The organism is Chryseobacterium sp. WLY505, assembly GCF_030846215.1.
Classification (GTDB): Bacteria; Bacteroidota; Bacteroidia; order Flavobacteriales; family Weeksellaceae; genus Chryseobacterium.
Map to the genome: position 1 here is coordinate 157,518 of NZ_JAVCWI010000003.1, position 20,791 is coordinate 178,308.

Below are 20,791 nucleotides of genomic sequence, written 5' to 3' on the forward strand. Positions count from 1 at the left end.
ATGTTATTTCCAGTCTCCCAAAATAACTTTCTGTCCTTCCAGCGATTCTACTCCAAGAAGGTTATTGTTAGGGGCGAAATTGAATCTATCCTCAGTAATTACTTCGGAAGGCACTTCAAAATCATCTGGATTCTCGGTAGTAAATGGTAGAGCATGAGCGACTTTCAGTCCGATACTTTCTGCCTGAAGAATATTTAAGATAGTAGGAAGTCTGGTAATCCATGCTTTTCCATGTTTTTTGCCTTTGGGCTGCTTCAATTCATCTACAATTGATAGATAAAGATCATCACCGATGACAGGAACTTCACCTCCATTCCAGATTTTTCCTGTTGCCAGATAAAATTGTACAGCACCTTCAAAGCCCGGACGCACCGTCACTACCACTCTGGCCATACCACTTTGTAAAAATGCTTTGAAAACAGGATCTGTATTCTCTGCTTTATACATATCTGACCAGTTCTCTTTATTACCCCAATAATATGGATACAGGTAGTAGGATAGATTTTCCCATTCAAATGCCTGTTCCATGAATTTTACAAAAGCAGAGTATTTGTCAAGATTTTTAGAAAGTTTCGTTTCATAATCTGTAAATGAACTTCCTTGTGTCAAACCTGATAAGCCATAGCCATGAATTGAATTTGAAGTTCTGTCTGCCATATAGGAAATACAGTTTTTTCTAAGAACAGTATTTTCAATCTGTCTGTAAAAGTTTGGATTTGCATCTTTAACTGCAGAAGCTTTGTTTTCTTCCGCAGAAATGGCATTGTTATATTCGACCAAAGCGACTTCGTAAGCATCAATGATAGCCTTGAACGTTTTAAGCTGCCATTGTTTCTTGGCATCTTCTGTCAGGACACATACGATAGAAAGTGATGTTTCAAAAGAATAAAACCTGTCTGTAGAAATACTGACTGCCACATCACCAGTATATCCGGTAAAACTTCCGGTTTTACTAAAACCTGATGCTGCAATACCATCAACCACCCTTTTATCGGCAATATTGATATTCAATAATGAGCTTACATATTCTTTCCCACCTCCACTAATTGAATATTCTGTACTGATATATCCTTCCGGAATTTTCACTACATCCTGTATTCCTATAGCACTCGTTGCTCCTGCTGTCTCACTCATATCAGGAGTTTTATCTCTCCCGTAGGCAAACCCTTTGGTTACTTTAATTGTATTTTGAAGAAAGCTTTCAATTTCTACATTGTACCTGCTAATCCAGTATTTTAAAGTAGCTTCGTTACTCAACGCAGTAAAATCTTTCATTGGCATTGTATCAGAAGTCCTAGGATCCTCAGGTTTTACAAACTTGCTTTTTGCCATTCCCAGCAAATGTAATTTTGCAGGCTCTGGAATCATGAATTCAAACATCATACGTTTTCCATAATCATAGATCTGGTTTTTCATCAGCTTATCCACCCATCTGTAAACACCTACTACATGCTTATCTCCTTTTTTGTTATCAAAGCCATGAGAATTGTTTTCTTCAAACTCTTCAATAATTTTCTCAATCCTTTCTTCGTGAACTTTTGTAACAATTCTGTCCATAGCTCTTGATGTAATATCCTGAGCCTGGGTAACTGCTTGTCTGGTACTTTCATCTCTTGAACTATGACTAGCATTGCCCAGTCCCATACTTGTATTGATATTATAATTCCCTCCGTCATAGTTAGCATTTACCCCAAACTGAGTATTGCTGTCTGATGCTTCCTGCATCATTTTTGCAATCTCATTCTGCATTTCAAAGCGGGTAGCTGTAGTAGTATCCGTAAGCTGCTCTCTTTCAGTATCAGAAGATGTTGTTGTCGTATTTTCACTTCTTCTTAACCTTCTGGTAGATTTCTCACGATATTCTCTAGCCATAATATTCTCAATATGGGCAACTTCTCCTTCAACATAGGCATGAGTTGTCTGCTCCACTTTCAAATAATCTGCAATACCGATTTGTTTGAATCCGAATCCTGATGGAATAAAATTATTTTCATCTTCAGTATCTACAGGTTCTTCTTCATCAACTTCAAGTAAAAAACGATCTGATAAACAAGTTCTTGCTTGTAGTTTACTGACATAAATATTAGCTGTTTTTCCATTAGTAAACATGATTTTTACACTTAAAGAGGCATCCTGAATTGTATTAAAGTCTAATCCCGGCATACAAAGATCATTTAGAAAAATGATGTTTCCTGATCTGGATTTCACAAAATAATTACTGTTGAAAGCCGCAGAGCCATTATTAGGGGCTAAAGTATAAGAGAGTGCATTTACCTCCCATGATGAATCCGGAACTGTAAGTGCCGCATCAAATGTAAATCCTGTATAAACATACTTCGGACAGATCTGATAACTGAAAGGAACAGCAATGGTTCTTGCAACTGGAATCAAAACACCTCCTATACTGGTATAGGCTTCATTATCTACATTGGTATTTTCAACAATGGTACTGGCGGCTTTTTCAACGGCTTGTTTTAATAGAGAATCAATCTCCAAAAAAGTACTTCTTCCTTCCAAAAGTATTGCAAGATCCGAGGAACTAAGTGCTGCAGACTTCTCTTGATTTCGTTCAGACTGAAAATTATGTCCTAAGATATCAAGCAACGCATCTAAGTTTTCAGGTTTTAATGCTCTTAATAAAGAATCTGGTTCTATTTCGGCTCTGAACTGAAAATTGAACTTTGGTAATACAGGTTCAGGAATACCCGGAATTTGTTGGCAGGGATCTAAAGGATCATATTTTACCTCAGGATTTCTTACCTGACAATAGTTTTGTTTGTGGGCAGCCAGTTCTCTTTTATATCCTTCAAGAATTGAAGTAATTTCGCTTTGATGAATTTCTTCTTTTGCTGTATAATCTTTTTGATACTCTGCTTTATATAATCTTTCAATTGTAGAAAGGTTTTTCTTTAAAGCCTCATATCTTTCAAGCTTAGTCTTTGCAGCAGAAATAAGCTGCTGGCTTTTCATTTCTTCTGTTGGAAAAGTCTCTTTAGGTCCTTCAGAAACCATTCTTGAAACTGTTTGTAATGAAGAAATACTCTCGTCTTCCATCATCAGTTCTTTGGGTAAAATAACTCTTGCAGCAAGTGCTGTTTTCATTTCTTCTTCATTGGATACAGAAAGAATATGATGAGCCAATAGCTGCTGCATAACAACTTCCTTAACATAAAAATCTTTCTGAGTTACTACCTGATAAATTAAATTATTCCATAAACCAATTAATGGCGGGGCTATTGAAGCTGCCTGTGGATCTGTTAATACTGCTCTTTTAGCAATAACCTCCTCATAGGTACATGTATTTTTATTTTTAGCTAACCAGGTTCCGAATGTATAATAAGCCTTATAGGTCCTTTTAAATCCTTCTAAACTATTCTGGCTGCTTGATTCTATTGAAATCCGTTCTGGATTATTTACATAATTGGCAGCGCAGGTTTGCAGAAGATTTTGCTTAGCTCCAGTTCCATTAACAACCGGAATATAGAAAGCATTATCATTTTTCAGATCCTGCGGAATAACAATAAATCTCTTGTCTTGTTTGGTATCATCTGAAAGTTCCGGGTTTCTAAGACTTACAAATCTGAAAAGTGTTTGTGATGGTGTATTTTCTACAGGTGCGCCTGTAGTATTATTTTCCATATCGTTCATTTTGTGTAATTTTGTGTAGGTTAAAAATAGGTTGAGATCTGAAGCTCTTTTTCGTAGAATGTCTTCAGGTTTTAGCCTTATTTTTTTAGGTGGTTTCCGGCAAAAGATGTCCACCTGGAATTTTTAAGTCTAGTTTCATTTTGTGTTTTTTTCTTGAAGCAAAGATCACCCCCAGAAGCGACAGAACTTGACGTATAAAAATATTTAGGTAAAAATTTTCACAACAATAAAAAAACCACCAAATAGGTGGTTTAAAATGTATGTTCTATATATGATCTTGTTGAAGATATGATTTAAGAAATAAAGAGACTATCTTTTGAAACAGCCTTTTCTATATTTTGAGTATTCTATGCTTTTTCCAATTCTTCTAAGATTTTATTCATAACTTCTTGAGTAGTTAGGTATAAAATATCATTATAAATGTCATTGTAATTCTCATTATTATCTTGAACTAATAATTTTGTTATATCTGGAACTTTATCCTTAAATTTTAAACGAACACACCCTCCATAACCTCTTGGAATAGTTCCAATATTATCATTCTTTTTTAATGATACAAAATCTATTTCACAATCTATTTTCTGATAATTTTCCGGTTCTTTTCTGCTATAAATAACACTATATTTTGTTCCCCAAATTATATCATTATCATTGTTATAATTTTCTATATATATAGAAAGATCTCTATTTATTGGATTTAATTCATATTTGGTAATATCATTGTCGGAATACATTCTATGAAAGGCAAGGAATGGATATTTATTAATAAAATCTTCACGAATATTATCATATAAATTATTTGTAATTGCTACCATATTAATTTAAGTTTTTATTTAATTGCTTTCTTATAAAATTCTACTGCTTGTTTTGGGTCAATTTTGTTGTTTCCATTAATAACTCAATTGCCCTCTGAGTATTCGATATCTTTGTATCTAAAGCTACTCCATACATTTCTTCTATTAATTTCCTTGCATCTTCAATGGCAATTTCCTTTGTAGAAAAATTAGATAAATTTCAGGTGATTTATTTAGTAAAAAACCGCTCATTACTGAACGGCTTTTAATTTTAAACATTTTCTGCTTTTTCTAATTCTTCTAATATTTTATCCATTACTTCTTGAGTGGTAAAATATATGTATTGATGCTTTTCTTTATCAAATTTCTCATCGTTATCTTGCATTAAAAGATTAATTACATCTGGAATTCCATATTTAAACTTTAAGCGAACACATCCCCCATAGCCTCTTGGGATAACTCCAATATTATCATTCTTTTTTAAAGAAACAAAATCTATTTCACACTCCGTTTTTTTATAATTTTTGGGGTCTTGTCTTAAATAAACAACATTATATTTTTCCCCTAATACTATATCATTATCTCTACCAATATTTTTTATATAGATATGTATAGTCCTATCTATGGGGGGTAATTGATAGTCAGATATATCCTTATTGGAAAGCATTGCATCTGCTCCTAAATTTAGTTTATCATTAAAAAATCCTTCTATACTCAAATCCATAAAAAATTCTTTTAAATCTATATTACTCATAATCTTGTATTTTTATTTATTATCATTTGCAATAGGTTACTTTACAAACTTATACACCTTATTTGCTGGTTGTAGTTTTATTAACTTATTAGAAAAGTCTGATGCTTCTTTTGGTGTTAATCTTCTCGTATTCTCAAGCCAATATCTTGCATTATCTATATCCATTTTAGTATCTAAACTAATTCCATAAACTTCTTCTACTAATTTTCTTGCATCTTCAATGGCAATTTCCTTTGTAGCAAAATTAGATAAATTTTCAGGAGAAGTATTTATAATAATTTCAAGCTCTTTTTCAAACCTATAATTCGCTGATTGTAAATTCAAACCTTTTAAATCTTTAGGAACATAAATTTGCAAAACACCTTTTGTTCCGGGTTTAGATGAGGATTCTATACCAAAGATGACAGCTCTTATCGGGTCTGTTGAAGTTGAAGCTCCATATTCTATTGAGTTACTATTCCCGGCAAAGAGTTCTCCATTTATGCTTCTTGTTGTTCCTCTGAATAGTGCTTGTATTCCTACTTTCTCTAAATCTTCTGCCATTACATTTTGGTCTACTTTTCCTAAAAACTCAATAAGCTCTTCTACAGTTTTTATTTTCCTGCCGCTTAAAACTCTTGATAAAATGGCTACTCCTCTTGCAATTCCCGCTCCAAATTCAGGTAATAGCCCTGTCGCAATATTATTCAGAATGATCCAAAATTCTTCGTCTATTTTTTTATTAGTAAAATATTCAGCAACAAAACAAGGAATATATAATTCTTTACCCTCCTCAACTACAATTTTCATAGGACTGAAAGGACTTTCAATCTTATTTCCAATTTCCTTCTCACCATAATACATTGGAAAAGAATCCTTATCATGAGCAAACAACGCAGTACCTACTCTATATTTTTTTTCTTTTTCTAAATAATAAGCAAAGCCTGTGTATCTTATAAATGGATCATTAACTTCATTAGAAGGTTTGTATTCCTCATAATCAATATCAAATTTCCATGCCTGTTCGAGTTCTTTATTGGTCCAGTTTTTCAGACCAATCCTTGAAAAAATTGTAATTAATTCCTCAATATGCTTATTGCTGAATTTTTCAAATACCTGGCGAACAGGTTCAGGATTTTTATTGATTTGATTATACCACCAATTTGCATTTTTTACACCTTTCAACAGATTAATAATTGAAATATTTTCATTAGTCCCAATTGTATCAATACCTTTTCCAGAAAGAGAAACAAAATCCTTCCAAAGCATTTCATCGGTAAGAGCTTCCAAAACAAAATCAGGAATGTTTTCATATAAGGCATCAATAATATCAGGGTTGCTTTTAGCCGTTGCAAAAAAATGTTTATAATATTTTATTATATCATTTTTCATTTGCTCAGCTTGTGAATTACCTTTTATAATGCGCAAAAATTCAATGAGGGTTTCTGCATTATCCGTATAAAGTTTTATTGCAATATATTCATCATTCAATTTGAAATCGTAAGGACTTTCTGTTGCATCTGTTTGTGCATCAGAAAATTTCTTATTCTCTCCATCTTTATATATAAAATTGAGATTACAGGTTACTTTATAATTGTCAAAATAAATCCCAAAATTATAAGAATTACTTAATAAATTCTTTCTTGTATTCAATTTGGATACATCAAAAATGGACTGAACTTCTTTGTCATTCTTTTTATATACAAAGGGTTTGTTATTTTTAATACTACTGAATACAGGAGTACCAAATGAAGATGATCCTGTGTAAATTGTTTTATCTTCTAGTAAATATTTTTCCGGCTCAAATAAAAAGCTTTTTATCAGGTCTAACTTTTCTTTTAAATCTTTTGCAAGAAGCTCATAATTAATCCCTCCTGTATAGAAGTCTTCAGATAAAGCATCATAATCTTCAGAGGTAGGTTTATAAAAAAGACTATTTTTACCAAAAGGTGTGCTTAATGCAAGTTCATTGGAAATTTCATCAAATGTTTTGTTGGTTCTTATTCCCTCAAAAGGGTCGTTTCCACTCCCATAAATTCCTTTTTCGAGTTCTGCAAATTTTATGATACGGCTTCCTTGAAGGACTCGTTTACTTTCTTCGTCAAAATCGTTAATGTCATCTAAAATATTTTCCATAAATCATGTTTTAATTGTTTGCTTTTCTGAAACGTTTCTAAAAACAAATATATATGGCAGTAGCGACAGAACTCGTCGTATAAAAAAGATTTTCCATCTTTTATCATAAACCTTTGGGACAAAACTTCTTAGTATTCTCAATATTTTAATACATTTGTTTAAAACATATTTCAGATGAATTTCGAGCAGATCAACTTACACCTTGAGGCTTACAAAGAACACAACCAGATTCTGGACGCCGCAAAATATCTGATCCATTCTTTTGAGCTGGAGCATGAAAACTTTGCAGGTTTCGGATTCAGGGAAGAGTTCTCTCCTACTTCAATGCTTCTTACGGCAGAAGGCGAGCTGGGAGGACCTCAAACTGTAATGATCCCAAGAAATTTATTTGATTTTGATCTGAACCTTGTTCTGAATATGGTAGCCCACGAAATGCTTCATGTGAGACAGAAAGCTCCCGGACAGGTCATTGAAGACAAAAATGAAAGAGAATTTCAGGCGTATTATGAGATGCTTTTTCACAAAGTTTTTCCGCAGATTCCTGAGGTTTCGGATTTTCATAAAAAATTCTTCGGTGGAAAGGCCCTGGAATATTATAAAAGAATGGGAGAAGGCTCAGTATTGCAACAAAAATATGCAGAACAGAAAACAGAAGTAGAACATTTAATTAACGAAATACCATGACAGTAAAACCAGATATCACCTGGGCGGATTTTGAAAAAATAGACATCAGATGCGGGACCATCATCTCTGTGAATGATTTTGAAAAAGCTAGAAATCCATCTTACCAGCTGGAAATAGATTTCGGAGACCTGGGAATCAGAAAATCATCCGCACAAATTACTTCTCTTTATGAAAAAGAAGAACTTGTAGGAAAACAGATTTTAGCGGTTGTCAATTTCCCTAAAAAGCAGATTGCCAATTTCTTCAGTGAATGTCTTGTGTTAGGATTATATGGTGAGGACAAAAAAGATGTTACTCTTTTAGCGCCTTCATTGCCTACAAAAAATGGAATGCAGGTAGGATAAACACCCAACAAAAACACATATGATACAGAACATCCCCTTAGAAAGAGTTTTATTCCTTGATATTGAGACCGTTCCGCAAGCTGGATCATGGGAAGATTTGTCCGAAACCGATCAGTATCTGTGGGATAAAAAAACAAAATTTCAGAGAAAAGACGATGTCACGGCAGAAGAATTTTATGACAGAGCCGGTATTATGGCCGAATTTGGAAAAATTATCTGCATCACCATCGGAATGGTTGAAAAGAATGAAACCTTAAAAATAAAAAGCTTTTCCGGACATGATGAAAAGAAAATGCTTCAGGAATTTGGAGAAATCTTCAACAGCCCAAGACTTTACAATGTGATTCTCTGCGCGCACAATGGAAAAGAATTTGATTTTCCGTGGATTGCAAGAAGATACCTTATCAATGGAATGCAGCCTCCAGCTCCGTTTCAGATGTTTGGAAAAAAACCTTGGGAAGTTCCCCATATAGATACAATGGAACTGTGGAAATTTGGGGATTATAAGAGTTTTGTATCGCTGGAATTACTGGCTCATGTCTTTGGTATTCCCACTCCGAAGGATGATATTGACGGCTCAATGGTTTCATCAATTTACTACATAGAGAAAGACTTGCAGAGAATTGTTGACTATTGTGAAAAAGATGTCTTAACTTTGGCAAATATTTTCCGGCGCATGCGTCAGGAAGATTTGTTGAAAAGGAATATCAATCTAGATTAAAAAATGAAATTTACAGACGATCAAATTGCTGACATTGGTGAGGAAATCATTGGTGTACTAAAAACCGTATATGACCCTGAAATTCCGGTAGATATCTACGAATTAGGGCTGATTTACGATGTCCAGATCTCCGATGATGCTGACGTAAAAATTATAATGACCCTTACTACTCCCAACTGTCCTGTAGCAGAAACCCTACCTCAGGAAGTAAAAGATAAAGTGGCTGAAGTAGAGAATGTAAAAAGTGTAGATTTAGAGCTTACTTTCGAACCAAGCTGGAATAAGGATATGATGAGCGAAGAGGCGAAGTTTGAGCTTGGAATGCTTTAAAAATTACCTTTAACAATATAAAACCCCGAAAAATTATTTTCGGGGTTTTTATTTTTAAATGTCTTTTGCTATTTCTTTTCCTTCTCTTCTGCTCCACTCACTCCATGAACCTACATACAGAGCTGGGATTGGAAATCCTGCATAGTCCAGAGCTAAAATTGTATGGCAGGCAGTAACTCCAGAACCACAATGAATGATCAGATGTTCAGGCTTATTTTGTAATAACTTACTGTATTTTTCTTTTAAGATTTCCGGGCTCAGAAAGTTTCCGTTTTCATCGAGGTTTTCAGAAAAAGGAATATTAATCGCTCCCGGAATATGTCCTGCTATCAGATCAATAGGCTCAGATTCTCCTTTATAGCGATAAGCATCTCTTACATCAACAACTGTAGAAGAATCGTTTGTTAATTCATTTTCAACCACTTCCAGACTCGAAACCGGAAGACTCCAGTGATTTTTTTTAATTAAAGCTGCTTTATCAAATTTCTCTTCCCCGGAAGAAAATTCTAATCCTGCTTTTTCCGCTGCCTGCATTCCGCCATCAAGAACCTGAACTTTTTCCAACCCGAAAGATCTCAGCATCCACCATGCTCTTGCTGCTGCATTGGAAGCATTTTTATCGTCATAGACAACAATATGAGCCTCTTCTGATATCCCAAGATCCGAAAGGGTTTCAGCAAACTTTTCTACGGAAGGAAGCGGATGTCTGCCCCCGAAAGCTGCATCCTCTCCTATTTCAGCCAGATCTTTATCCAGATCAATAAATCTTGCTCCGCGAATATGCTTTTCAAGATAATTCTGTTTTATATCTTTTCCGGTTCTTGCATCAAGAAGGATAAGATTTTCAGCAGAGATTTTTTTGAGTTCAGATGATGAAATTATTGGAGTCATTTTGTTGATTTTGGAGTTAATTTAATTATGTTTTGGCTAAAGCCATGTATATTTCAATATAGTAAAGCGGGCTAAAGCCCGCTCCTATTGATAGTTTTCTCGCAGATCCTGCTGATTAAGCAGATCTTCTTTTCTATCCGCGGGATCTGCAAAATCTGCGAGAGATTTATTCATCTTAAAAATGAAAAATATCCTTCGCCTTATTATAAGAACTTTCAAAGTTCAGAAGGTTCAGCTTATGTTCTGCTTTTTCAACACTCATAAAATTGATCACCTGTTCTGTAGGCATATTTCCCACAAGATCATCTTTAGCCATTGGACATCCTCCGATTCCTTTGATAGCACTGTCAAATCTTCGGCAGCCTTGGTCGTAAGCCGCTTTTAATTTTGAATAGGAATCTTCATAACGGTTATGAAAATGTCCACCGAAATTGATTTCAGGATATTTTGAAGGTATTTTTTCAAACAAAAGAGCAATCGTTTCAGGAGTTGCCACTCCGGTAGTATCTGATAATAAGATATCTTTCACTCCGATGTCCGAAAATTTTTGTGCCCATTGGTCAACATCTTCCCACTTCCACATTTCACCATATGGATTTCCAAAAGCCATAGAGAAATAGATATTAAGTTGTTTTCCTTCGCTTTTTACCAGTTCAAGCATTTTAATGATTTCATCAAAGGCTTCTTCCTGGCTTTTATTGGTATTTCTGTGCTGAAACGTTTCAGAAATAGAAAATGGAAAGCCCAGAATATCGACTGACTCGTGTTTCAATGCTTTTTCGGCACCTCTGTAATTACCAATAATAGCAGAAACTTTGGTTCTGGAACGTGATTTGTCGATATTTTTTGCCACCTCATCAGAGTCAGCCATCTGCGGAATCGCTTTCGGAGAAACAAAACTCAGACAATCCAATACATCAAAGCCAACATCCATCAAGGAGTTGATATAATCTATTTTTTTATCGGTAGGGATAAATTCTCCCCATCCCTGCATTGCATCTCTAGGACATTCGGTAAGAAACATTTTTACTTTTTGATTTTCTCAAATATAATAAAACTAAACTACTTGGTACACTGTATACACAAAGCTAACACTATTTTGATTTTCAAATATTTATATATGATTTATAATTTCAATAACTGATATTAAATCGCAAATAACGTATTCTCAGCATCAAAATTGCTAACTTTGTTAAAATTTATGATATCTGATGAGTACAATCGAATTCAACCCTTTGTGGAAAGAAAAATTACTGAACCGTTTTCTTAGCTATGTAAAAATATATTCAACCAGCGATGCAGAAAGTGAAGCTACACCTTCTACCCCTCGCCAGTGGGATATTGCCAATTATATTACTGAAGAACTGAAGACCATCGGTCTGGAAGATGTTTCTATAGACAGCAACGGTTATATCATGGGCTATGTTCCTTCTAACCTTGAAAACGATGACAGACCAACGATTGGGTTTATTTCGCATTATGATACTTCACCGGATTTCAGCGGAGAAAATGTAAAACCTCAGGTTTGGGAGAACTATGATGGAAATGATCTTCTTTTGAACCAGGCAACAGGATTCACTTTATCTCCTTCAAGATTTGAAAGCTTAAAAAAATATATCGGTCAGACGTTAATTACTACTGACGGAACTACTCTTTTGGGTGCTGATGATAAAGCAGGCTGTGCAGAGATCGTAACAGCTGCTGAATATCTTATCGCTCATCCGGAGATCAAACATGGAAGAATTGCCATAGGATTTACTCCTGATGAAGAAATCGGAAGAGGTGCTCATAAATTTGATGTTGCTAAATTTGGCGCAGAATGGGCTTACACAATGGATGGCGGAGAAGTTGGAGAATTGGAATATGAAAACTTTAACGCTGCCGGAGCTGTGGTAAAAATCCATGGATTAAGTGTTCACCCTGGTTATGCTTACGGAAAAATGATCAATGCTGCTCTTTTAGCTGCTGAGTTTGCTCAAATGCTTCCTGCTAACGAAACGCCCGCAACAACAAAAGGTTTTGACGGATTCTATCACTTAATGGATATTACTGCTGATATTTCAGAGGCTAAACTTCAATATATCATCCGTGATCATGATGCTGATAAATTTGAAGCCAGAAAGAAATTCATGGAGGAAAAAGTAGCTGAGTTCAACCAAAAACATGGGGAAGGAACTGCTGAAGTAGAGATTAAAGAGCAGTACAGAAACATGAAGCAGCAATTTGAAGGTAAAATGCATATTGTAGACCTTGCGGCTAAAGCAATGACTGAAGCTGGTATCGAACCTAAGATCAAAGCGATCAGAGGAGGTACAGATGGCGCCCAGCTTTCTTATATGGGACTTCCTTGCCCGAATATCTTTGCGGGAGGAATCAACTTCCACGGACCGTACGAATATGTTGCTTTGGAAAGCATGGAAAAAGCGACTGAAGTCATTATTAATATTGTAAAAGCTTAATAAATCATGAAAAAGGTCTTAGCATCAGCATTCATTTTCACTTTTATTTTCAGCAGTGCCCAGGTTTCTGAATTTCAGAGAGCAGATTCACGCTATGAAAGAAAGAAAACGGCTCTGTATAATAAATATCCTAAGCCTAATGATTTACGAACCAAGAAAGAATGGCTTTTAACCGAGGATAAAATAACGGCTTACAAAACCGCTCTAGATAAAGCTTCTCTGGAGGATCAGAAAATGATCTCCGCAGATCCTCCTGTAAAGACAAAAGTGAGTAAGGAAGCAGAATTCGATAAAGGTAAAGCTGCTTTTCAAAAGCTTTTATATGAAGCTGTAGATCTTGACTTTCTCAACTTTTCTTCAGATTCTTACAAAGCAACAATAAGTTTTGTTGTCGACTCTAAGGGGAATCCTCTTGATCCCAATGTAAAAGGAAACAATGAAGATGTAAACGCATTCATTGAAGCCGCTTTTTACAGGATTAAAGAGAAAGGCAAGTGGAAACCGGCAGAGGACAAAGGAAAATCCGTCTCCTCCAATGTTACTGTTCCTTTAGTAATGTCTTTTAAAAAATAATATACAAAACCCGCTATCAGAATAGTGGGTTTTTATTTTTCATATACTGAAAACATAAACAAAGATCATTATGTTGTTGATATTAATTTAACGTAATTCTTTTGTAAGTTTTAAATAATTCACTTATTTTTGATTAAACCTTAAAATCACTTTATATGAAAATGAAATCCAACCATTTCAAAATCAACAGAAATTTTTACTTTTCTTTTCTTTTTTCTTTTTTCTGTTTATTTCTTTTAACGTCTTGTTCTCAGGATGATCCGGCGGATGCTCCTGTTGAAAAACCTGTAGAGTCTGCTCAAATGAAGACTTTAGGCAATCTGACTTTACAGAAGAATGTTATTATCCTGAATGATGAATCAGTAAATGCCATTTCTGCTCATCATGACGGAGAAATTACATTTAGCCGTATGACACCGCAAACGGATAGCATTTCCGTAGGAACAGTTATTGTAGGAACTAAAATAGAAGGAGATGAGGTAAACACTATTCTTTCTAAAGTAAGTTCTGTTTCAAAATTGAATAACCAGTTTAAAGTACAGACTTCCAGTGCAAAGCTTGAAGAGTTTATCTACAGCGGAACATTAAGTGGCGTATATGATCCATCAGGGAAAGCTCCCGTTAATATTGATGGAAGAATGGTTAATTATATTCCTGTAGAAGGGATGGTTTCTGAACAGATCAATCAAAGAATACATTCCATCGAAGCTAAAAACCTTCAGAATCAGAAATTAATTACCTTCAACCGTTATAATTTTAATAAAACTTATTCATTTCCTCTAACTTCAGCTGGAACATCCAGTGTAAATCTACAAGGAGGATTTACACCAAAGATTGATTATAATATTACATTCTCATGGGGACATTTGTCCAACTTCTATGTTAACCTCATCATGGATGATATCAAACTTAAGAGTACAGTAAGTATTGCAGGAAGCCTGGGCTATACCGCAAGCACTACAGATTATCTGAATATTCCTATCGTTCCTATCGTTTTGGGGCCTACAGGACTTATCTTAAGCCCTACCCTTTCTGCCGGACCTTTTCTGGGAGTACAAGCTGCGGGAAAAGTACAGGCCCAGGTTTTGGATCTTGAGGGAAATGCTAACTTTTTAGTAAGCAAAAACCCGGAGATTAACATTAATCTTCAAAAGAAATCAGAACCAACCATCACTGTTGCAGAGGGAAATTTATCTGCTGAAGGAGGTTTAGAAGCAAAAGGAGCCGTAGGACTGATGTTTCTTACTATCCCTATTGCTAATTCAGGAGTAAAAGGAAGAGCTTCTGCCCTTTCCTCTTTAGGATTAACACTTGTTCCTCAAAGAAAAGGTGTGATTTCTGTAAAAGGAAAAATTCAGGCTGATATGTTCTATGGTTTTGGAATTGCTCCTCTACGATATGAAGGAACCATTCCTCTTTTCAAAAAAGAGCGTACACTGTATCAGAAGGAATTCAGTTTCTAAGACATCATTCCTGTTCATCATAAAAAGCCACTTTCACAGTGGCTTTTCTTCATTAAACCCCCACAGGAAATTCATTTACAACACATTAAGACAATTTCACTATATTTACAGGAATGTACAATTTTTAAACGAAAACATTAATACCAATTATCATGAAAACAATGAAAAAACTTTTGAGAAAAGATTTATCTGCTATTCTGGGCAGCGGAGGAGATAGCTGTCATATGGGAGGCAACTCTTATAATTGTCAGAACGACTGCCAATGTGCATGGGGATACGCATGTGAAATGTATGAAGACGGAAATCCGGGACAGTGCATCGCTGTAGGCGGTGGCGGAAATCCTGGCGGCGGCACTGGCGGATGTATTCCTCCTACTATTTGTGAAGAACAGCCTTATTAATTGATAAAAAACCGGAAGAAGTAATACTCCCGGTTTTTTTTATTCTTACTATTTGTATTCAAAGATACCTCTTCGTGAAGTTATATCATTTATCTCTGTAAAAATCACAAAAAAACTCTTTATAGTCAAAAAATTCCACTAATTCTTGTTTTGTTTTTAAATCTAACAGCCTAAAACTCAAAATATTTTTAACAAAAAAAATCCTGTATAAGTGAATTTATATCAGATTTGAATTTTTATTAATTTTCTTTCGATTATAATCTTTTACGTTATTACTTTTATTAAAAAATTACACAAATGAAAGTATTAAAATCTATTTTCGCATTAATTACATTCTTTTTCGCGGCCAATCTTGTATCGGCTTCAGGATCAGGTATTCCCTATAACGGAGAAACTTACAAAATCCCTCTTGCAGGAAATGCCTTTATAACCCGCCCGGCAAGTAACGGAACCGAGGAGATTGCAGATTACGGATTAACAAACTGGACAAGTTCTCAAGCGGTAGTGAGTACCTATTTTAAGGTAAGCAACAGTGGATTGTTAAACATTAAAGTAATCGCAAAGGTATTCTTTGATAAAAGCAGTACCATTAAGGTTACCGTTAATGGAGTTTCACACAAAATCTTTATGAAGGGAACGTCTTTTACTACCTATTCCGCCGGAAGCTTCTATGTTCCTGCAGGATATGTAAAAGTAGATCTTCAGGGGGTAAGGAAAAACGGCCTCTATTTCGGTCGCGTATCCGATCTGCTGATTGACGGACCAGCAACATCAGGAAGCACTATTTTCTGTAACAATCCGGATTACTATTATTGGGCAAGAAGAGGTCCTTCCTGTCACTTAGGCTACGTTATTCCTACTTCTGAAAACGTTTCCTACTACTACAATGAAGTAACTGTACCTGTTGGTCAGGACAAGGTGGGCTCTTATTTTATGGCAGACGGTTTTGGAGAAGGTTATTTTGGAATGCAGGTAAATACTGCACAGGAAAGACATATCTTATTTTCGGTATGGAGTCCCTTCGAAACAGATAACCCTGATACGATTCCTGAAGATAAAAAGATCAAATTAAACTGTAAGGGAGAAAATGTTACCATTGGAGAATTCGGTAACGAAGGCTCAGGAGGACAGAGCTATCTGAAATTTCCATGGAAAGCCGGCCTTACCTATAAATTTCTGCTGAAGGCAAATCCGGATGGAACAGGAAGTACCGATTACACAGCCTGGTTTTTTGAACCGGAAGCTGGTAGCTGGATGCTGATTGCAAGCTGGAAAAGACCTTATACCAATACTTACTTAAAAGGATTTTACAGTTTTGTAGAAAACTTTGAACCTGAAAATGGTTATCTGGGCAGAAGGGCAGAATTCGGAAACCAATGGATAAGAACGGCACAGGGGCAATGGATGCCGGTTTCAAAAGCGAATTTTACCGTGGATGCTACGTATTCCGCCAATCAGAGAGTAGATGCATCCGGAGGAACTGCTAATAACAAATTTTTCTTAAGAAACGGTGGATTTACCAATGAGTACACTCCGGTAAACACATTGCTGACCGTTACTGCACCCGCTCAGGCTCCGAATATTAATCTATCGGCTTTACCATACTGCAATAATACAGGTACGGTACAACAGCGTTATGCAGAGGTTTCTGAACATAATGATCACATCAAATTGTTCCCTAATCCTGCCCATAGCATCATTCAGGTAAAGGGGCTGGAAGGAAAACAGGCTTCATACAGCATTTTGAACGTACAGGGTAAAGTAGTCAAGACAGGACACACAAACGGAGAGGAAATATCAATCTCAACATTGCTGGATGGTATCTATATAATCAACATATTTGACGGTACTACCACCAGCAAAAGTTTAAAGTTTATTAAAAATTAAATGGAAAGCAGGCTCAGTCTTTCCAATCAAAAACAAATACAGATATCGCGTATTTAACAAGGTGAACACCTTTTAAGAAAGGCAGCGTTATTACATAATAAAAACCGGGAGTATGGCAACTTCCGGTTTTATTTTTCACCTAAAAACAGATCCTTGTCAAAGCATCTCTGCCATTCATCAAATAAAATTTCATACCATCCGTCACAGTTGTTGTTTTGCAACAGATTTTTAACAATAATAAAATTATGAAGCAGCAATTTTTCGCTCTAAGTGCATTGTTATTATGCATTTTTTGCGGCGTGGAAACTAAAGCACAACAGACTCCGGCTTTTCACATTGGGGTAAAGGGAGGGGCAAACTTTACAAAAACCTCCACGGAATCTTCTCTCGAAGGGAAATATGGATTTGGCTACCAGGCAGGGGTAATGACAAGAATGGATATCGGAAAACTGTATGTGCAGGGAGAAGCTCTTTTCAACAAAAAGAAAGCGTCCTTCGAGTCCCAAGACGGAAACTCTTCAAAACTTTCATGGAACGCTATTGATATTCCTGTAGTGGTTGGGTATAAACTGATTAAAGCAGATGATTTTAATGTAAGAATATTTGCCGGAGGGATTTACAGCTATGCTTTCAACAATAAAGTATCTGCCTCTCAGGCTCTACAGGAGGGATTTAAGAAGTTTGACAAATCCAATATTGGCCTTACGGGTGGTGTAGGATTAGATTATAAAAACTTCACGGTAGATTTGAGGTATGAGACCGGTCTTACCAGCATTAGTAAAGAATTTAAATCCAAACCCCACAGTTTTTCCCTCGGAATAGGTTATTTCCTGTTCTAAAAAACTTAAATTATCTTTACGATTAGAAACTGTTTTCCCTGCAGTTTCTAATTTTTTTATCAACCTATTTCCAATTCCATGACAAAATCTTTTATTTTAAAAGAATACATATTTACTTTTATTTTCTGGCTTGTACTGGCGATTGTATTGTGGTTTAATTTCCAGAGTACAACAGAAACCTATCTTGCGATGACCCAGGCTGCTATCATTGCAGCATTTTCGTTTACATTTACTCATTTTTTAACCAATAAGCTTTTGCCGAAAGCTCTCCGGGAAAAGAAAATGAAACTGTTTCTGGTACAGCTGGTCATGGTTATTTTCATGCTCAGTATGGTTTTTTCCGTTATATTCACGTATCTTGAAGTGGAGCCCAAAGATCAGCTTCCGGACAACTTCAGAGATCATTTGCCTTTTTTATGGAAGGGTTTTTATATGTCTCTCCCAGCCTCATTTCTGATTAACGGCGCAGCGTGTGGTATCAAATTTTACAATGAACACGGAAGAATAGAGCGCGATCATATTCTGCTGCAGCAGGCTCATCTGGAAAACCAGCTCAAACTTTTACAGGATCAGATCAATCCCCATGTGGTATTTAATATTCTGAATCATATTCATATCCTGATGAAAACAGATACACAGCTGGCGGATTTTTTACTGATGAAATTTTCGGATATTCTCCGGTACCAGCTATATCACTGTAATCAAACCATGGTTTCTTTGGATAAAGATGTAGAATACCTTCAAAACCTGGTTGAAGTAGAGAAACTGAGATGGGGAAATGAACTGGACGTAAAAGCCAGTTGGGAAATTGATAATAAAAAAGCTTTTATTGCCCCATTACTTCTCGTTCCTTTTATAGAAAATGCTTTTAAATATGTATGCAGACTTCCCGGTCATAATGGATATGTAAAAATATCATGTCTGGAAAAAGACAACAGGCTCTATTTTTATGTTGAAAATTCCTATTCCGATAGGGTTACCTATAAAAAGAAGGACGAAACGGGTGGAATTGGTCTTCAAAATGTAAAAAAACGTTTAAAATTACAATATCCGGATTCCCACGATCTGAAAATTGAAACGGATCACAATATTTTTAAAATAACTTTAACACTTATGCTATCCGAACACCATGAGCAATATAATTCCTAAAATGAAATGCCTTATTATCGATGACGAACCTCTGGCAAGATTCCATCTTAAAGAGCTGGCAGATCAGATTGATTTCTTATCAGTTGAAAGTACCTGCGCAACAGCTTTGGAAGCAGATACGATAGTGAAGGAGAAAGAAATAGACCTTCTGTTTTTGGATATCAACATGCCTTATCTTACAGGTCTGGAGTTTTTGGAACAGCTGGAAAACCCTCCTCTGTGTATTCTTACCACGGCGTATTCCGAATATGCTCTGGAAGGATTTCGTCTGCAGGTGGTAGATTACCTATTAAAACCCATTGCATTCAATCGTTTTTATCAGGCTGTCAACAAGGCACAGCAGCAGTTTATCATCAGTGAGAAATTAAAAAATAATACCACTCTGGATGATCCTTTTCTCTATGTAAGACAGTCTGACACGTTTATTAAAATTTCGTGGGTAGACATCCTCTACATTGAAAGTATGCAGAATTACACCAAGCTTCATTTTAAAGATAAATCACTGATTATTCATCAGACCATGAAGGCCATTGAGGAGTCACTTCCTTCAGATCATTTTTTCAGGATTCATAAGTCCTACCTCATCAATATTACCCATATTGATATGATTTCCGGAGGACGGCTTTTCATTAATAAAATTGAGCTCCCGATATCCCGTACTAGAAAGGAAGAATTGCTTAATCAGGTGGTGTATAAGAAACTAATCAGCAAATAGCTGGAAGAAATGAGCCGGAAGCAGGGAATTTAATAACTCCATGCTTCCGGCATTTTTTTATGGGAGATTCCAGCGTAATGATACTGCTGCGTAAAATGTGCTTGAAAATCTGGGGTCTGCTATCTTTTTGTCTCTGAAAATACTGCTGATTTTGCGGTCATTTTCGCTGAAGCTCCTCAGGATGGCAGTTCCTCCTGTAAGACGTAAAGTAAGCCGGTCATTGATTTTTAGTTCCGGCCTGAGCCCTGCAGTGATCTGCTGATATCCTAGCAACATCGACTTTCCGTTTATATTTCTTTCGGCAGTCATACCGTTCAGTTCTACAACAGCTTTTAAAGCAAATTTATCCGAGAAAAGATATCCGGCTTCCATTCCTTCCGGGAAATTAAGCTTGAATTTAATCTTTCCGTTTGTTTTCCAGTCGAAATAAATCCATGGTAAAATCATTGGGACACCAAAAGCTGTAGTAAGCACCGGCCCGGCTCCTAACGAAAGATTAGGATTAAAATGTCTGATAAATAAAATTCCACCCTGCCCCAGTACGTCATCGAAATCTATTTTCTCAAGATCGGTATACACTCCTACGGATGCCGTCATCATCATACTCCACTTTTTACCTAAAGGCCTCATATGCTGTATTCCGACCTGTGCGTTCAGCATATGATCCGGAAATAATGCTGTTTCATAATTTTTGTGATTCATCTTTGCATACGATCCGCTCAGCAGCATAGACCACGCTCTTACTTTCCCATCAGTATCTTTTTTTACGGATAACGGAATACTTAGATTCAGATCGACTCTTTTAAAATCACTTTTAGAATTGGTCTTTGTACTATCTTCCGGACGGATGTAATTGGATGCAGGAATGTATTCGGTTTTAAGCTCTGCAGAGAGCCCGGACTGTGCATTTACCCAGTATCCTAATGGCAATATACAGCATAAAGCTGTCGAAAGGGTTCTTTTCATATTTTAAATTTTATGCAAAGAGAACCCTTTGACTATTTTTCACAAAAATTACTTGATT

At 35.8% G+C, this 20,791-nt stretch carries 19 protein-coding genes; 12 read left to right on the forward strand and 7 right to left on the reverse strand.

All coding sequences use genetic code 11. The annotated features are described in order from the left end of the window. Nucleotides 1-3: 3 nt before the first annotated feature. The 4 genes from RAH34_RS09160 to RAH34_RS09175 all read right to left on the reverse strand — a co-directional run bounded on the left by RAH34_RS09160 (nucleotide 4) and on the right by RAH34_RS09175 (nucleotide 7,311). Nucleotides 4-3,648: a hypothetical protein gene (locus RAH34_RS09160; protein ID WP_306595922.1), complete on the reverse strand. Its 3,645-nt coding sequence runs from the start codon at nucleotides 3,646-3,648 to the stop codon at nucleotides 4-6. Between the two features lie 347 nt (nucleotides 3,649-3,995). Beyond that, nucleotides 3,996-4,463 carry a hypothetical protein gene (locus RAH34_RS09165; protein WP_306595923.1) on the reverse strand — a complete coding sequence of 156 codons (468 nt, stop codon included), beginning with the start codon at nucleotides 4,461-4,463 and terminating at the stop codon, nucleotides 3,996-3,998. A 250-nt stretch (nucleotides 4,464-4,713) separates the two neighbouring features. After that, nucleotides 4,714-5,196: a hypothetical protein gene (locus tag RAH34_RS09170; RefSeq protein WP_306595924.1), complete on the reverse strand. Its 483-nt coding sequence runs from the start codon at nucleotides 5,194-5,196 to the stop codon at nucleotides 4,714-4,716. 36 nt (nucleotides 5,197-5,232) lie between these two features. Beyond that, nucleotides 5,233-7,311 carry a hypothetical protein gene (locus tag RAH34_RS09175; RefSeq protein ID WP_306595925.1) on the reverse strand — a complete coding sequence of 693 codons (2,079 nt, stop codon included), beginning with the start codon at nucleotides 7,309-7,311 and terminating at the stop codon, nucleotides 5,233-5,235. 174 nt (nucleotides 7,312-7,485) lie between these two features. Here RAH34_RS09175 and RAH34_RS09180 point away from each other — a divergent pair, with 174 nt between their 5' ends. Genes RAH34_RS09180 through RAH34_RS09195 form a run of 4 tightly spaced genes read left to right on the forward strand, consistent with a single transcriptional unit; the run spans nucleotide 7,486 to nucleotide 9,390 of the window. Beyond that, a complete protein-coding gene (locus tag RAH34_RS09180) occupies nucleotides 7,486-7,995 on the forward strand; it encodes a hypothetical protein (RefSeq protein WP_306595926.1) in 510 nt (169 codons plus the stop codon). After that, nucleotides 7,992-8,339: a tRNA-binding protein gene (locus RAH34_RS09185; RefSeq protein ID WP_034691975.1), complete on the forward strand. Its 348-nt coding sequence runs from the start codon at nucleotides 7,992-7,994 to the stop codon at nucleotides 8,337-8,339. The genes RAH34_RS09180 and RAH34_RS09185 overlap by 4 nt, the downstream gene beginning before the upstream one ends. A gap of 19 nt (nucleotides 8,340-8,358) precedes the next feature. Further along, on the forward strand, nucleotides 8,359-9,060 hold the full coding sequence (locus RAH34_RS09190) for a 3'-5' exonuclease (protein ID WP_114819694.1): 702 nt from the start codon (nucleotides 8,359-8,361) through the stop codon (nucleotides 9,058-9,060). A 3-nt stretch (nucleotides 9,061-9,063) separates the two neighbouring features. Beyond that, entirely contained in the window at nucleotides 9,064-9,390 is a 327-nt protein-coding gene (locus RAH34_RS09195) for an SUF system Fe-S cluster assembly protein (protein WP_034691980.1), read from the forward strand. Nucleotides 9,391-9,444: 54 nt separating this feature from the next. Here the strand turns inward: RAH34_RS09195 and RAH34_RS09200 are convergent, their stop codons facing one another. Further along, the gene (locus RAH34_RS09200) at nucleotides 9,445-10,281 is read right to left on the reverse strand and encodes a sulfurtransferase (RefSeq protein WP_306595927.1); all 837 of its coding nucleotides are present in this window, start codon (nucleotides 10,279-10,281) and stop codon (nucleotides 9,445-9,447) included. Nucleotides 10,282-10,456: 175 nt separating this feature from the next. Continuing rightward, nucleotides 10,457-11,305: a hydroxymethylglutaryl-CoA lyase gene (locus RAH34_RS09205; RefSeq protein ID WP_114819692.1), complete on the reverse strand. Its 849-nt coding sequence runs from the start codon at nucleotides 11,303-11,305 to the stop codon at nucleotides 10,457-10,459. Between the two features lie 187 nt (nucleotides 11,306-11,492). On the opposite strand from RAH34_RS09205, the gene pepT reads away from it, so the two are divergent. The 8 genes from pepT (at nucleotide 11,493) to RAH34_RS09245 (ending at nucleotide 19,767) form a co-directional block, all read left to right on the forward strand. Then, the gene (gene pepT, locus RAH34_RS09210; protein WP_306595928.1) at nucleotides 11,493-12,740 is read left to right on the forward strand and encodes a peptidase T; all 1,248 of its coding nucleotides are present in this window, start codon (nucleotides 11,493-11,495) and stop codon (nucleotides 12,738-12,740) included. Between the two features lie 6 nt (nucleotides 12,741-12,746). Next, nucleotides 12,747-13,313: a hypothetical protein gene (locus tag RAH34_RS09215; protein ID WP_306595929.1), complete on the forward strand. Its 567-nt coding sequence runs from the start codon at nucleotides 12,747-12,749 to the stop codon at nucleotides 13,311-13,313. 155 nt (nucleotides 13,314-13,468) lie between these two features. Further along, on the forward strand, nucleotides 13,469-14,776 hold the full coding sequence (locus tag RAH34_RS09220; RefSeq protein ID WP_114819689.1) for a hypothetical protein: 1,308 nt from the start codon (nucleotides 13,469-13,471) through the stop codon (nucleotides 14,774-14,776). A gap of 152 nt (nucleotides 14,777-14,928) precedes the next feature. After that, complete coding sequence (locus tag RAH34_RS09225; RefSeq protein WP_114819688.1) at nucleotides 14,929-15,177, forward strand: hypothetical protein; 249 nt, start codon at nucleotides 14,929-14,931, stop codon at nucleotides 15,175-15,177. A 297-nt stretch (nucleotides 15,178-15,474) separates the two neighbouring features. Next, entirely contained in the window at nucleotides 15,475-17,064 is a 1,590-nt protein-coding gene (locus RAH34_RS09230) for a DUF3472 domain-containing protein (protein ID WP_306595930.1), read from the forward strand. Nucleotides 17,065-17,309: 245 nt separating this feature from the next. Next, on the forward strand, nucleotides 17,310-17,903 hold the full coding sequence (locus tag RAH34_RS09235; protein ID WP_306595931.1) for a porin family protein: 594 nt from the start codon (nucleotides 17,310-17,312) through the stop codon (nucleotides 17,901-17,903). 78 nt (nucleotides 17,904-17,981) lie between these two features. Next, nucleotides 17,982-19,052 (forward strand): sensor histidine kinase, encoded by a 1,071-nt coding sequence (locus tag RAH34_RS09240; protein WP_306595932.1) that lies wholly within the window; start codon nucleotides 17,982-17,984, stop codon nucleotides 19,050-19,052. Continuing rightward, entirely contained in the window at nucleotides 19,033-19,767 is a 735-nt protein-coding gene (locus tag RAH34_RS09245; RefSeq protein ID WP_114819684.1) for a LytTR family DNA-binding domain-containing protein, read from the forward strand. The genes RAH34_RS09240 and RAH34_RS09245 overlap by 20 nt, the downstream gene beginning before the upstream one ends. Nucleotides 19,768-19,824: 57 nt before the next feature. Here RAH34_RS09245 and RAH34_RS09250 read toward each other — a convergent pair whose 3' ends face one another. Beyond that, a complete protein-coding gene (locus RAH34_RS09250) occupies nucleotides 19,825-20,733 on the reverse strand; it encodes a DUF6268 family outer membrane beta-barrel protein (RefSeq protein ID WP_306595933.1) in 909 nt (302 codons plus the stop codon). Between the last annotated feature and the right edge of the window lie 58 nt (nucleotides 20,734-20,791).

Coding starts and splice junctions, on each gene's coding strand:
- RAH34_RS09180 (WP_306595926.1), top strand. CDS start 7,486: ATGAATTTCGAGCAGATCAACTTACACCTTGAGGCTTACAAAGAACAC.
- RAH34_RS09245 (WP_114819684.1), top strand. CDS start 19,033: ATGAGCAATATAATTCCTAAAATGAAATGCCTTATTATCGATGACGAA.
- RAH34_RS09230 (WP_306595930.1), top strand. CDS start 15,475: ATGAAAGTATTAAAATCTATTTTCGCATTAATTACATTCTTTTTCGCG.
- RAH34_RS09205 (WP_114819692.1), bottom strand. CDS start 11,305: ATGTTTCTTACCGAATGTCCTAGAGATGCAATGCAGGGATGGGGAGAA.
- RAH34_RS09200 (WP_306595927.1), bottom strand. CDS start 10,281: ATGACTCCAATAATTTCATCATCTGAACTCAAAAAAATCTCTGCTGAA.
- RAH34_RS09175 (WP_306595925.1), bottom strand. CDS start 7,311: ATGGAAAATATTTTAGATGACATTAACGATTTTGACGAAGAAAGTAAA.
- RAH34_RS09225 (WP_114819688.1), top strand. CDS start 14,929: ATGAAAACAATGAAAAAACTTTTGAGAAAAGATTTATCTGCTATTCTG.
- pepT (WP_306595928.1), top strand. CDS start 11,493: ATGAGTACAATCGAATTCAACCCTTTGTGGAAAGAAAAATTACTGAAC.
- RAH34_RS09215 (WP_306595929.1), top strand. CDS start 12,747: ATGAAAAAGGTCTTAGCATCAGCATTCATTTTCACTTTTATTTTCAGC.
- RAH34_RS09165 (WP_306595923.1), bottom strand. CDS start 4,463: ATGGTAGCAATTACAAATAATTTATATGATAATATTCGTGAAGATTTT.
- RAH34_RS09235 (WP_306595931.1), top strand. CDS start 17,310: ATGAAGCAGCAATTTTTCGCTCTAAGTGCATTGTTATTATGCATTTTT.
- RAH34_RS09160 (WP_306595922.1), bottom strand. CDS start 3,648: ATGAACGATATGGAAAATAATACTACAGGCGCACCTGTAGAAAATACA.
- RAH34_RS09195 (WP_034691980.1), top strand. CDS start 9,064: ATGAAATTTACAGACGATCAAATTGCTGACATTGGTGAGGAAATCATT.
- RAH34_RS09190 (WP_114819694.1), top strand. CDS start 8,359: ATGATACAGAACATCCCCTTAGAAAGAGTTTTATTCCTTGATATTGAG.
- RAH34_RS09170 (WP_306595924.1), bottom strand. CDS start 5,196: ATGAGTAATATAGATTTAAAAGAATTTTTTATGGATTTGAGTATAGAA.
- RAH34_RS09240 (WP_306595932.1), top strand. CDS start 17,982: ATGACAAAATCTTTTATTTTAAAAGAATACATATTTACTTTTATTTTC.
- RAH34_RS09250 (WP_306595933.1), bottom strand. CDS start 20,733: ATGAAAAGAACCCTTTCGACAGCTTTATGCTGTATATTGCCATTAGGA.
- RAH34_RS09185 (WP_034691975.1), top strand. CDS start 7,992: ATGACAGTAAAACCAGATATCACCTGGGCGGATTTTGAAAAAATAGAC.
- RAH34_RS09220 (WP_114819689.1), top strand. CDS start 13,469: ATGAAAATGAAATCCAACCATTTCAAAATCAACAGAAATTTTTACTTT.